Raw genomic sequence first — 13,290 nt, 5'->3', positions numbered from 1 at the left:
TTGCGTGCCGGAAAGTTGTGTTGCTTTTGAGGACCCCTTCGCGGGCAAGCCTCGCTCCTACAGGTTCTGCGCGATCCTTGTAGGAGCGAGGCTTGCCCGCGAAGGCGTCAGATCAGGCGCCGACAGGTTCTGCCTTGGTTACTCGATCAGCCTTCAACGCCGGTCGATAAAGGATGTAGTAATACGACCCCAGACAAATCAGCCAGCAGAAAATCGCTGTCCACACGTTGTGCGAGAAAAAATGCGCGCCCTGCAGCATCCGGCCGATGGAAAACACCGTGCCCAGCGCAAACGCGAACACCAGCGCCTTGCGCGCCAGACGCGGACGTCGGTCGCGCAGCACGAAAAACAGCGCAAACAACGTGAAACCGGTGGCGGCATGGCCACCTGGCCAGCAACGGCCGGGTTTTTCGGTAGGTGGGCGCGGGCTGAGCAGTTCGCTGTAGGTTTCATGACCGCCGAATTGCTCCAGGCTCCATGGGCATTGAACCGCGGTCACCGCTTTGACGGGCGTGACAAAAGAGGTCGCCAGGCCAAGGGACAGCACCAGGCAGCCCAGTTCCCGTTTGAACGGTTTGAGCCGGCCGATGAAAAAGGCGCCGATGAAGCCGAAGATGGCCAACACTGAAAACGCGATGACCACCTGTTTGGCGCGGTCATGCAGGATGTTTTCGAGGAAGTAACTGTGCCGTCCGATGAAATCCCCCGCAGCCGGGTCGTAGAACATCCTCGCCAGGTCCATGTCCACGGACGTCAGTTCGAGCAGCACCAGAATGATCGCCGCAACGGCGGGCACACCCAGGCACACCCAGAAGTTCAGAGGGCGAGAGGCGGGGCGGGCAGTGGTCGAAACCATGGCAGTTCCTTGGTCGGTTAAATGTTCTTGAGAGCGCAGCCGCGCGGAGTTTGGGCCTGTTTCTGTCGCTGCTGTGTGAACCGATAGTGAAAAAATCGTCAACGTCACACCGGGTTTATCAATGGGTTTGGCCACTGCACACAGTTCTGGCTCTGCGCCACGCCAGGCCTTAAGCTGCGCGGGCCAAGACGGCCGTTACTGTGTACGGAGGAGGTGCCCATGCGAATTCTATTGGTTGAAGACAACCGCGATATCCTGGCCAATCTGGCCGATTACCTGGGGCTCAAAGGCTACACCGTGGATTGCGCGCAGGACGGTTTGTCTGGCCTGCACCTGGCAGCCACCGAGCACTACGACTTGATCGTGCTCGACATCATGTTGCCCGGCATCGACGGCTATACGTTGTGCAAACGCCTGCGCGAAGACGCTCGCCGTGACACCCCGGTGATCATGCTGACCGCTCGCGATCAATTGGACGACCGGCTGCAAGGCTTCAAGTCCGGGGCGGATGATTACCTGATCAAGCCTTTCGCCCTGTCTGAACTGGCCGCGCGGATCGAAGCGGTGATGCGCCGGGCGCAGGGCGGCGGTCGTCGTACCCTGCAAGTCGGCGATCTGAGCTACGACCTCGATACCCTGGAAGTCACCCGCGAAGGGCGCTTGCTGAAACTCAACCCGGTCGGCCTGAAACTGTTGGCCGTGCTGATGCAGAAAAGCCCGCACGTCTTGCGCCGGGAAATTCTCGAAGAGGCCCTGTGGGGCGATGACTGCCCGGACAGCGACAGCCTGCGCAGCCACGTCCACCAATTGCGTCAGGTGATCGACAAGCCGTTCGCCAAGCCGTTGCTGCAAACCGTACACGGTGTGGGTTATCGCTTGGCCGAGGGCCGTGATGGAGTTTAAACAGAGCCTTGCTCAACGGATCATCATCGCCTTTGCGCTGATGAGCGCATTGGTGGCAGGCGCCTTCGCCATGGGCATTGTGGCAACCGTGCACCTGGTGGAAGAAAAACTGATTTCGGCAGGTCTGGGTGGCGATCTGCAACGTCTGTTGTTGATGGACAGTGTCTCGGACTGGAGCCATCGCCCCGAACCAGACCAGCTGTTCTACTTCAGCGGCGGGCCGGGCGATTTCGACTTGCCCAAGGATTTGCGTCATCTGGAGCCGGGTTTTCACGAGGTGTTCCGGGAGCAGCTGTCGTATCACGCGATGGTCGAAGTCGTCGACGGCCGGCATTATGTGCTGCTGCAAGACCAGAGTGATTTCGAAGAGCGTGAGCGGGTGCTGTTCGCGGTGGTGCTGGTGGGCTTCGTCTTGAGCCTGGCGTTGGCGGTGTTCCTCGGCTGGGTCCTCGCGCGCAAAGTGATGGCGCCGGTGGTGCGCCTCGCTCGGCAGGTGCGTCACCGCGATCAGCTCCTGGGGCTGGCGCCCCCGTTGGCACCGGACTACGCCGCTGATGAAGTGGGCGAGCTGGCGGTAGCCTTCGACGCCACCCTCGGGCGCTTGCGGCAGGCATTGACCCGGGAGCGATTGTTCACCAGTGACGTCAGCCACGAATTGCGCACGCCGTTGATGGTGCTGGCCAGTTCCTGTGAGCTGTTGCTGGAAAACCCCGGCATCGACCAGCGGGGTCGGGCTCAGGTTGAACGAATCGCCCGCGCCTGCGAAGAGATGCGTGAGCTGGTGCAAACCTTCCTGATGCTGGCCCGCGCCCAACATGAAGACGCCAGCATGGCGCCGCAGCAGTCCTTGAGCCAGGTCGCCGGCGGGCTGCTCAATTTATGGCGAGAACCGATCGAGGCAAAAGGGCTGTCGCTGATATTTGAACCGGGCAATCCGGCCAGCACCTGCTACAACGCAACCCTGTTGCACGCAGTCATGGGTAACCTGCTGCGTAACGCGCTGCATTACACCGAACGGGGCTTCATCCGCTTGACGCTGACGACCGCCGGTTTCACGGTCGAGGACAGTGGTGTGGGCATTCCCGAGGAAAAACGCGAGGCGATGTTCGAGCCGTTCGTGCGTGGCAACGAGAAGCGCGGTGAAGGCCTGGGGCTGGGCCTGTCGCTGGTGCAGCGGATCTGCGAGAACCAGGGGTGGAATGTCAGCCTGACGAACATGGAGCCCAATGGCTGTCGTTTTCAGGTGACGTTGAGTCAGCGCGATAGTTGATTTCGTTGCTGGCCCTCGGCCACTGCCATCAACCTGTAAAACCTCGAAATAAGTCGGGGTTTTACACCACGATTTTTTCACGAAGGCATGACCTGGCGCTGACACACCATTCCTTAGGGTAGTGGTCATCAGAAACGCAGGAGCCCTTCGTGATGGCTGGCCCGATCAAACTTGATTTTTCCGAAAAATACGACGATCAACACGCTCAGAAATACCTGCGCAAACATCAGGACGGACTCGGTCGCCGACTGTCCCATTGGCGTGACGAGCAACTGGCGCGCAAGGCTTTGACATTGGCCGGTGAACCTGGCCTGGTTCTCGATTTACCCTGCGGTGCCGGGCGCTTCTGGCCACTACTGGCGGAAAAAGCCAATCGGGTGATTATCGGTGCGGACAACTCCGAGTCCATGCTGAAAATCGCTTTGAAGGCGCAACCGGCCGATGTGGTGAAACGGGTACAACCCTTGCACACATCTGCGTTCGACATTGCCTTGCCTGATAACGCCGTCGACAGCATTTTTTGTATGCGTTTGCTGCACCACATCGGTGAAGCCGAGCATCGACTGGCCATTTTGCGTGAGTTCGAACGCGTCACGCGTGACAGCGTGATTATTTCGTTGTGGGTGGACGGCAATTTCAAAGCCTGGAAACGCAGGCGGCTTGAAAAAACACGTGGGCATCTCGGTTACCAAAACCGATTTGTGTTACCGGCGGCTACGGTCGAAAAGGAGTTCGAGCAAGCGGGTTTTCGAGTCCAGGAACAACTGGACTTTTTACCGCTCTATGCCATGTGGCGGGTTTATGTATTACGCAAGAGGTAACTCAATGGCAGTGCAGTGTGCAGCAGAAACGGACGTCGCTTCCCAAGACCGCTTTGACTATTTCTGGAATCAGCGCGGTGAGTGGGTTGAAGAACCCAACGTCCGTCGCGGCGGCGAAAGTGGCGTGCAGCGTATCAAGAGCAGCAAGGGACAACTGCTTTACGTCAAACGTCAGACCGGACATATCTATCGGAGTTGGCTGCATCCTTTCGGTCGGCCGACGGTGTTGCGTGAGCGAGATGCGCTCATGGGCATGCGCCTGATCGACGTGCGCGTTCCGGAAATCGTTTTCTGCGGTGCGCAGCATGACCCGGTTCACAAGTGGCGCGCATTGCTGGTGACTAAGGCACTGGACGGTTTCGAAGAAATCGAACACTGGTATGCAGGTGGTGGTCGCGAACGTCATGGCGAGGCGGTGCATGATCGGGTCCTGAAGGATCTGGCCGAGAATCTGGCTCGCATGCACAAGGGCCGCTGGCAGCACGGCTGCCTCTATATGAAGCACGTATTCGTACGCGTCACTGGTGAGGGCGAGGCCGCCAACGTCGAGATTGCCATGCTCGATCTGGAGAAGAGCCGGAAGCGTTTGACCGCCCGTCGCGCCGCTACCCATGACATGCGGCAACTGCGCCGCCACTCGTCGTTCAGCGACACGGACTGGAAAAATCTCGTCTACCTTTATGAGATGGCGTTTGGCAGCGCTATCAAAGGTTTATAGCAATGAAACTCGAAATTGCTAGAGGTTTGTTCCTGATAGGAGCCTTGGCAGTTGCTTCACTGGCGGTGGCGGCTTGGGAGCAGCCCCGCACGCAGGTCCTCAGTTCAGTGAGCGGGGACGTGCGTTGTCCGATGCCACGGGTTGCGAAGGCGACCGTTGCAACCCAACCCGATCATGATCTATTGCTGTTCATGTTCGGACTTTCTCAAGGACTGAGGCCGCAGAGTTGACCAGATTGAAGCCCAAATAAAAGGCCTCGCAAATGCGAGGCCTTTTTCATTTCCGTGTCTCTTACGCTCTGTAGGAGCCGGCTTGCCGGCGATGGAGTGTCAGTCGACATCACCGCCGCTGACACACCATCGCCGGCAAGCCGGCTCCTACAAGGATTATGCGTTCACTGGTTTATCGGGTTTAGCCAGCAACGTGTACACGCACGGCAGCACAAACAGCGTAAACAACGTCCCGATCGACATCCCCGTGGCGATCACTGTGCCGATGTCGAACCGGCTGACAGCGCCCGCGCCCGTGGCAATGATCAACGGCACCATGCCAAACACCATCGCCGCGGTGGTCATCAGCACCGGACGCAGACGAATGGCCGCTGCTTCCTCAACCGCTTCGCGCGGCGTCAGGCCCTTGTCCTTGCGCAACTGGTTGGCGAACTCGACGATCAGGATCCCGTGCTTGCTGATCAATCCGATCAACGTCACCAGCCCGACCTGGGTGTAGATGTTCATGCTCGACCAGCCGAGGAACAGCGGGATCAGAGCGCCGCAGATCGACAGCGGCACGGTCACCAGAATCACCAGCGGGTCGCGGAAGCTTTCGAACTGCGCCGCCAGCACCAGGAAAATGATCGCCAATGCCAAGGCAAAAGTGACCCACAACGCACTGCCTTCCTGCACGTACTGCCGCGATGCACCGGCATAGTCGACGGCAAAACCTGCGGGTGCCTCTTCCCGGGCAATCTGACGCACCGCGTCGAGGGCTTCACCCATGCTCACCAGCGGGACCCCGGACAGGATCGCCGAGTTGAGCTGCTGGAACTGATTCAGTTGCCGTGGGCGTGCCCGGTCGGTCACGGTAATCAGGGTCGACAGGGCCAGCAGTTCGCCCTTGGTGTTCTTCACGTAATAGTTGTTCAGCCAGTCGGGGTTGTCCCGGAAGGGCCGTTCGACCTGCGCGATGACTTTGTAGCTGCGACCTTCAATGGTGAACCGGTTGATCTCCGCCTCGCCCAGCAACGTCGCCAGCGTGCCGCCCAGATCCTGCATGGACACGCCCATCTGCGCGGCCTTCGCCCGATCGATATCGACCACGACTTCGGGTTTGTCAAAGGCCAGGTCAACGTCGACGAAGGCAAACTTGCCGGACTCCATCGCGCGTTTTTTCACCCGGTCCATCACTTGCAGCAACGACTCGTAATTGTTGGCGGTATTGACGACGAATTGAAACGGCAGCCCTTCGCCGGTCCCGGGCAGGGAAGGCAGGTTGAAGCCGAAAATCTGCAACCCTGGAATGCTTTCCAGTTTGCTCTGGACCGCAGGCAGGATCTGCATTTGCGTGCGCTCACGCTCGTTCCACGGTTTGAGCAGGAAACCGCCAATCCCCGATTGCACGCCGTTGAAGCCGTTGATCTGGAACGAGGAGTAGTACTCGGGAAACGCCTTGAAGATGCTGACGAACTCGTCGGTGTAGGTGTTCAGGTAATCGAGGTTGGTCGGCTGCGGAGCGCTGGCCAGCATGAAAATGACGCCCTGGTCCTCGTCCGGTGCCAGTTCCGATTTGGTGAAGTTGAGCAGCACCGGAATCAGGCACAGCACGATCACCGCGAACACCAGCACCACCGGCCGCGTGTTGAGCGTGCCGTGCAGCATGCGCTGGTAGCGGCGCTTGAGACCTTCGAAAATCAGGTCCAGCCGGTGAGCGAGGCCGCTGGGGTTTTCGTCGTGGCGCAGCAGAAAGGCGCACATCATCGGCGACAACGTCAGGGCGACGATGCCGGAGATCACCACCGCACCGGCCAGTGTCAGGGCGAACTCCTTGAACAGCGCCCCGGTGAGGCCGGTCAGGAAGCCGATCGGGGCGTAGACCGCCGCCAGGGTGATGGTCATCGAGACCACCGGCATGGCGATTTCCCGGGCACCTTCAATGGCGGCATCCAGCGGCGTCTTGCCTTCTTCGATGTGACGGTGGATGTTTTCCACCACCACGATGGCGTCGTCCACCACCAGGCCAATGGCCAATACCATCGCCAGCAGGGTCAGCAGGTTGATCGAGTAGCCCATCATCTGCATGAAGAACATCACGCCGATCATCGACAACGGAATGGTCACCACCGGGATCACCACCGAACGCAGCGCACCGAGGAACAGAAACACCACGACGATCACGATCAACACCGCTTCGAACAGGGTTTTCACCACTTCGTCGATCGAGGCCTGGATGAACAGCGTGGCGTCGTAGGCAATTTCACCCTTGAGGTTCGGCGGCAGCTGGGCTTCCAGGTCCGGCATGATCTTGCGCACTTCCTTGATCACGTCCAGCGGGTTGGCGCCGGGCGTTGCCTTGATGCCGATGTACACCGAGGGCGTGCCACCGAAGGAGCTGATGGTGTCGTAGTTTTCCGCGCCCATCTCGACCCGCGCGACATCGCTGAGCAGCACCCGGCTGTCACCGTCGACCTTGAGCGGAATCGCGGCGAAGGCTTCGGCGGATTTGAGCTCGGTGTTGGCGTTGATGCTGGTGACCACGTACTCGCCTTTCACTTCGCCGGCGGCGGAGAGGAAGTTGTACTTGCGCACGGCATCGGTCACATCGCTGGCGCTGAGGCCGAAACCCGCCAGTTTCACCGGGTCCAGCCACAGGCGCATGGCGAATACCTGGTTGCCGAGAATCTCGGCTTCGGCCATGCCTGGCAGGGTCGCCAGTTTTGGCTGAATCACTCGCGACAGGTAATCGGTAATCTGCGGGTTACTCATTTCCTTGCTGAAGAAGCTGATGTACATCAGCGCCGACGCATCGGCGGCTTCCTTGCTCAGTACCGGGTCTTCGGCGTCCTGAGGCAACTGGTTTTTCACTTCGTTGGCCTTGGCCAGCAACTCGGTGAACAAGCGGTCGCTGTTGGAACCGATGCGCGCGTAGATCGAGATCACCGAGAAGTTCTGGCGACTGACCGAGGTCATGTAGTCGATGCCCTCGGCGCTCGCCAGGCTCTGTTGCATCGGTTGGGTGATGTAGCCCTGAATGGTTTCGGCGTTCGCCCCGGGGTACGCGGTGGTCACCGTGATCAGGGCGTTTTCCATTTGCGGGTATTGGCGCAGCGGCAGCTTGCTCCAGGCCTGAAAGCCCAGCAGCACAATCAACAGGCTGACCACGGTGGCGAGCACCGGGCGGCGGATGAACGGGTCGGTAAAAGCCATTGGGGGTTCCTTGATCAGTCAGCGCGCGGCTGACTGTTCTTCTCGGCCAGGGTCTTGTCGTCGCTGATGGCGATGTGCGCACCGTTGTCCAGTTTGATCTGGCCGGCGGTGACCACTTTTTCGCCGTTCTTCACGCCTTTGGTAATCATCACCTGCCCATCGCGTCGCTCGCCGGTTTCGATGAAACGGCGTTCGGCGATCAGGATCGGTTGGCCCTTGTCGTCTTTTTCGATGCTGCCGTCTTCGGTTTTTTTCTGCGCAGCCACGTACAACGAATTACCGTACAGCGTGTACGTGATCGCGCTTTCCGGCACGACGATGCGCGGCTGTGGGTCGGGCAGCATCACCTGCAGGCTGGCGAACATGCCCGGTAACAGTTTGCCGTCGGGGTTGGCCAGGGTCGCGCGGACCTGCATGTTGCGCGTGCTGTTCTCGATTTTCGGGTTGATCGCGCTGATGGTGCCGGGGAAGGTCTGCGCCGGGTAGGCCGCGACGATGATTTCAACCGGCTGGCCGATGGCGATCTTCGGCACCGACTGTTCGGGCACGAAAAAGTCGACGTAGAGACTGCTGAGGTCTTGCAGGGTGGCAATCATGGTGCCGCTGGCAAGATAGTCGCCAACGTCCACCTGCCGAATGCCGATGGTCCCGCTGAAGGGGGCAACGATGCTTTTTTTGCCGAGCGCAGCCTTGAGTTGATTGACCGTGGCTTTGCTTTTTTTCAGCACCGCCGAAAGTCGGTCGAATTCACCTTTGGAAATGGCCTGGCTGCCCACCAGTTGGCTACCGCGACCGTAATCGAGCTGGGCCAGCCCGAGGTCGGCCTGGGCGGTTTCCAGCAAGGCACTTTCCACGGCGCTGTCGAGGCGCAGGAGTGGTTGACCTACCTTGACCTTCTGCCCTGACTCGAACTGCAAATCGATGACGGTGCCGTCGGTTTCAAGGCTCAGGTCCACGCCTTGCAGCGCCTTGAGCGTGCCGACGGTAGGCAGGCGTTCCTGCCACGGTTGCTCGGTAGCAGTAGCCACGGCGACGCTGATCGGCGGTTTCGGCACAGCGAAGCCTTGAATCATCGTGTAGATGGAGAAGGCTTTGTAACCGGCCAGAACCAGCACGATCAGCAAAACAACACCCAACATGATCAGCATGCGGCGACGCAGCATATTTCCACTTCCTTGGAGAAAATCAGGTGAGACAGTCGGGCACATTACCGCGAGTGCACAGGGTATTCCAATCGATGTTTTCGGGGTTTCCCCTAACCTGTAGGAGCCGGCTTGCCGGCGATAGGGCCACAAGATATTGCGGTGATCTTCAGAACGCCATCGCTGGCAAGCCAGCTCCTACAGGGGAAAGCGTTTGCTGAAGGAGCTGCGTCATTACGCCATCAAATGCAGGTGGTTATCCCAGAGCCCCGCAGGCAGTTCGAGGGGTTTTGCAACAAGGTTTGTCTGGCGGCAATCGTAGTACCGGCATCGGCCTTGACCCGAGGTCACGACAAAACCGTCGGCCACCGCACCCACCCCGGCGCAATCGGGAAGCGGCGCATCCAGGCGCACTTCACCGCTGTCCATGTCCCAGATGAAAAAGCGATTGCCCCGTGGCGCCGTCAACGCGACCAGGCGCAAATCACTGTGCACCGCGACGCTGGCGGTGTAATGCCCCATGGCCTGCAACTGATGCTCGGGCACCGGGAACGCCACGAACGGTTGCCCTGGACGCTTGATCGCCAACAGATCCGATGACTCATGGGACGGCCCCATGAATTGTTGACCGGCGACGATGGTGCCATCACTGGCGATCCCCAGGTGCCGCACGCTGTTCATCTGTTGCGCGAGGGTTTCCTTGCTCAGCAATGTACCGTCGCGCTGCATCAGCACCAGGCTTGGTTCCATGGCGTTGAGGTTCATCTCGACGCGGCTTTCAGCCTCGGTGCGAATGCCGCCGTTGGCCACCACCAGGGTTTCGCCATCGGGCATCCACGACACCTGATGCGGGCCGATGCCATGGGTCGAAATCTCGCCGCTGTGCACCAGACGCTCGCCTTCGAACTTGTACACACCGAGCAGGCCGCGACCGGGATCGGACGTGTCGTTCTCGGTGGCGTACAGCCAGTCGCCGCTCTGGTGAATCACCGCGTGACCGTAGAAGTGCCGGTTCGGTTGCGAGGCCACGGTTTGCAGCAGCGTGCCGTCGCGCAGGTCGATCAGGTAACTTTCGGTGCCTGGACGCCGGGCGACGAACAGCGCGATCGGCAGCGTCGGGTGGTTGATGATGTCGTGGCAGCGCTGGCCGACCTGGGTGGCGAACACCCGCGTACCGTCCAGCCGATAACCGACGGCGTAGTGCTTGCCGTCGCCATCGTCCCGCGCCGAGAGCAGCAGCGGGCTCTTGTCCTTTTGCTTGAACAGCGTCCAGCCGCCCAGTGTCACTGCTCCCAGCAGCAAACTACCTAACGTCAGAGTCTGTCGTCGCAGCATGGCACTCGCCCTCATCAGTCACCGTCGTTGGCGTTGAAGCCCAGTTGGATGCCCAGCGCCTTGGCCAGTTCGCCTTCGTGCAGGCGGTGGACGACGTTGAGGCTGTCGTAGATGTCGTTGAGCTGCTGGCGACCGGCGTCGTCGTTGAGCATTTCAGTCAGCGAACGCTGGTTGCTGGCGAACAGTTTCAGGGACGCGGCGTAGGCGGCGTCGATCTTGTCGGCCAAGGGTTTCTGCTCGCTTGGCAGCAAGCCGCGCAGGCCTTTGTTGTCGACGCCTTCCCACACGGTTTTGGCGGCGGCGAGGCTCGCTTCCATGCTCGTCAGGGACGACTGGCTGCGCCACTGGTCAGCCTGGAATGGTTGCGGCACACCCTTGGTCTGGCGGCCCATCGGCGTGCCGAGTTTTTTCTTCAGGCTGTCGAGAGCGGTGACCTGTACACGCAACAGATCGGCAATCGCTTCGTGGGAGTCGGCGTAACGCTGGTTCGGGAATTTGCTCAACTGCGCGAGCATGCCGTCGGTGTTGTTCCAGGTTTGCAGAATCTCTTCGGCCAGCTGTTTCTGACGCTCGCCGATGGCTTTCAGCAGAGGGCAATACTTGGCTTTTTGCGCCTCGTTGGCCACGTCAGGTTTGCTGTCGAACAGGATGTATTCGTAGGCCGAGAGGCCTTGCACCACAACGCTGGATTTGGCCAGGGCGGTGGCATCGATCTGCGGTTGCGCGGTCACCAGTTGCTCGACCTGACGGCCCACCAGGTTTTTCTTGTCCGGCCAGAATTGCACCTGCCAGGCGCGATTGCCTTCGGCCAGCGGCCCGATCAGCAACGGTTGCAGCTCGGCCCAGGCTTTCTGCGCATGCAGGAAATCGGCGCGGGCGGTGTCGAGGTTTTCCTTGCCTTCGCAATAGGCCAGCGCGCTGACGGCCAACTGGCGGTCGGCTTCAACCCAGCGCGTGTAGGTCGGCAGGATCACCGACTTGGCGATGGCCGCCGACGTGACAGCCTGCGGATCCTGCGGTGAGCAGGCGCCGAGGGCGAGTGCGGCAAGGCTGGTGAACAACAACTTGGGACGGAACATTTAGGGCTCCCGCTAAGGAATACGTTTAAAGGGAATTCAAAAACGCCAGCAACGCCGCGCGCTGCTCGGCATTGAAAGACAAAACCTGTTGCTGGGCCGCTTTTGCTTCGCCGCCATGCCAGAGCACGGCTTCGAGCAGATTGCGGGCGCGGCCGTCATGCAAGAACTGGGTGTGGCCACTGACTGCCTGCGTCAGGCCGATGCCCCACAACGGCGGCGTGCGCCAGTCGCGGCCACTGGCCTGGAATTCGCTGCGGTTGTCGGCCAGGCCGTCGCCCATGTCGTGCAGCAGCAGATCGCTGTAAGGGCGAATCACTTGATTGGCCAGTTCAGGTTCTGCCGCGTTGGCGGCGGTGGTGTATTTCGGTGTGTGGCAGGACTGGCATCCAGCCTGGAAAAACAGGCTCTTGCCGGCCAGCACTTGCGGTGTGCCGACATCGCGGCGAGCCGGTACGGCAAGGTTGCGGCTGTAGAACAGCACCAGACGCAGAATGTTATCGCTGACTTCCGGTTCGCCGTCCGGGCCGTTGCCGTTCGGCGCCTGTTTGCAGGCGGTTTGCGCCTCGGTGCAGTCATCAAAGGGTCTCAGGCTGGTCGTGAGGCCCATATCACCAGAAAACGCGTGAACATTCTGTTGATTGAGGTTCGGCTGCCCGGCCTTCCAGCCGAATCGGCCGAGGACAGTTTTCTGCAGGGCGTCATCCCAGACCTGGTTCGGTCGGCCATTGATGCCGTTTTTCTCTTTGGCCTGCGCGGCGGCATTGGCGAGGATCGCTTCTTCCGGGATCGCCTCGAGCAGCCCGAGGCCAATCATCGGCGGGGCGACGCGCGCGGAGAAACGCGTGTCCGGGTGCATCGGGCCGTAGCCGAGTTGGGTGATCTGCAATGTCGGCTTGCGCAACTCGACTTCGGTGCCGTCCTTGAAACGCACCGGCACCGGCGTGTAATCAACCCGAACCTTGCCTTCCGGAACCACGCCGGGCACCGACATGTCCTGGAACTGGCCGCCGTAGACCGGCTCGGGCACGACACCTTGCTGCTCGATGATTTTGGCGTAGGTTGGTGAATCGGGTATCGACAGGCGCACCAGCATCGAAACGGCATTCAATGCATCAGGTGCAGGCGGGTGACCGCGACCGTCCTTGATATGGCAGCCCTGGCAAGCGTTGGTGTTGAACAGTGGGCCGAGGCCGTCGCGGGCCGTGGTGGTCGACGGGGCGATCACCCAGGGGTTGCGGAAGAAGCTGTTGCCGACGCTGAAGTCCACGCGCCGTGACGGCGGCAGGTTGGCGGAGGGCAGGGAAAAGGCGTTCTGATCGGTCTTGCGCACGGTCGCGCTGCCACCGGACCTGGCTTCACCGGGTTCGGCCTGGGTAAAACGCGGGGCGTCATCGCAGGCACTCAGGCCCAGGGCCAGAAACAGTGCGGACAAGCGAAGAGGCAGCGAGGGCATCAGACATCCTGCAAGACGAGCAAAACAAGGGCGCAAAGTCTAACAGGGCAGGGGAGATTGAATAAGAGGAATTATCGTTTGGTTGATGTGGGGCAGGGTTTTCCCGCAAACCACGATCCCCTGTAGGAGCGAAGCTTGCTCGCGAAAGCGGTGTACCAGTCGCCACTGTCGTTGAATGTGACGCCGTCTTCGCGGGCAAGTCGGGTCGCCGCATCGCTCGCTCCTACAGTAGTGAGCGTTCGGCAGGCATGAAAAAGGCGACCCGAAGGTCGCCTTTTTTTCAGCCAGCGT

The 13,290-nt window shown here is 60.3% G+C and carries 11 protein-coding genes; 5 read left to right on the top strand and 6 right to left on the bottom strand.

Annotated features, from left to right (window positions below; genetic code table 11):
* Window positions 1-112: 112 nt before the first annotated feature.
* A complete protein-coding gene (locus tag KGB27_RS14610; RefSeq protein WP_223555077.1) occupies window positions 113-856 on the bottom strand; it encodes a phosphatase PAP2 family protein in 744 nt (247 codons plus the stop codon).
* A gap of 219 nt (window positions 857-1,075) precedes the next feature.
* Between KGB27_RS14610 and colR the strand changes: the two genes are divergently transcribed.
* The 5 genes from colR (at window position 1,076) to KGB27_RS14585 (ending at window position 4,798) form a co-directional block, all read left to right on the top strand.
* Window positions 1,076-1,759, top strand: coding sequence for a two-component system response regulator ColR (colR, locus tag KGB27_RS14605; RefSeq protein WP_008032118.1), 684 nt, complete (start codon window positions 1,076-1,078; stop codon window positions 1,757-1,759).
* Window positions 1,749-3,029: a sensor histidine kinase gene (locus KGB27_RS14600; protein ID WP_008036469.1), complete on the top strand. Its 1,281-nt coding sequence runs from the start codon at window positions 1,749-1,751 to the stop codon at window positions 3,027-3,029. Before colR ends, KGB27_RS14600 begins: the two co-directional genes overlap by 11 nt.
* A 152-nt stretch (window positions 3,030-3,181) precedes the next feature.
* Window positions 3,182-3,850, top strand: a complete 669-nt coding sequence (locus KGB27_RS14595) for a class I SAM-dependent methyltransferase (protein WP_192228591.1) — start codon at window positions 3,182-3,184, stop codon at window positions 3,848-3,850.
* A 4-nt stretch (window positions 3,851-3,854) separates the two neighbouring features.
* Entirely contained in the window at window positions 3,855-4,568 is a 714-nt protein-coding gene (locus KGB27_RS14590) for a lipopolysaccharide kinase InaA family protein (protein WP_008036472.1), read from the top strand.
* Between the two features lie 2 nt (window positions 4,569-4,570).
* Complete coding sequence (locus tag KGB27_RS14585; protein WP_032832295.1) at window positions 4,571-4,798, top strand: hypothetical protein; 228 nt, start codon at window positions 4,571-4,573, stop codon at window positions 4,796-4,798.
* 156 nt (window positions 4,799-4,954) lie between these two features.
* Here the strand turns inward: KGB27_RS14585 and KGB27_RS14580 are convergent, their stop codons facing one another.
* From KGB27_RS14580 to KGB27_RS14560, 5 genes are all read right to left on the bottom strand, one after another.
* Window positions 4,955-7,990 carry a multidrug efflux RND transporter permease subunit gene (locus KGB27_RS14580; protein ID WP_223555075.1) on the bottom strand — a complete coding sequence of 1,012 codons (3,036 nt, stop codon included), beginning with the start codon at window positions 7,988-7,990 and terminating at the stop codon, window positions 4,955-4,957.
* Between the two features lie 14 nt (window positions 7,991-8,004).
* A complete protein-coding gene (locus KGB27_RS14575) occupies window positions 8,005-9,153 on the bottom strand; it encodes an efflux RND transporter periplasmic adaptor subunit (protein WP_223481233.1) in 1,149 nt (382 codons plus the stop codon).
* A gap of 213 nt (window positions 9,154-9,366) precedes the next feature.
* Window positions 9,367-10,467, bottom strand: coding sequence for a DUF1513 domain-containing protein (locus tag KGB27_RS14570; RefSeq protein WP_223555072.1), 1,101 nt, complete (start codon window positions 10,465-10,467; stop codon window positions 9,367-9,369).
* Between the two features lie 14 nt (window positions 10,468-10,481).
* Entirely contained in the window at window positions 10,482-11,546 is a 1,065-nt protein-coding gene (locus tag KGB27_RS14565) for an imelysin family protein (protein WP_008036511.1), read from the bottom strand.
* 25 nt (window positions 11,547-11,571) lie between these two features.
* Window positions 11,572-12,999, bottom strand: a complete 1,428-nt coding sequence (locus tag KGB27_RS14560) for a di-heme oxidoredictase family protein (RefSeq protein WP_223555070.1) — start codon at window positions 12,997-12,999, stop codon at window positions 11,572-11,574.
* Window positions 13,000-13,290: the final 291 nt, after the last annotated feature.

Origin of the sequence: Pseudomonas sp. BF-R-01 (genome assembly GCF_019946615.1) — a bacterium.
Classification (GTDB): Bacteria; Pseudomonadota; Gammaproteobacteria; order Pseudomonadales; family Pseudomonadaceae; genus Aquipseudomonas; species Aquipseudomonas migulae.
The sequence above is the reverse complement of the archived record's forward strand: the minus strand, read 5'-3'. Positions and strand labels throughout refer to the sequence as shown.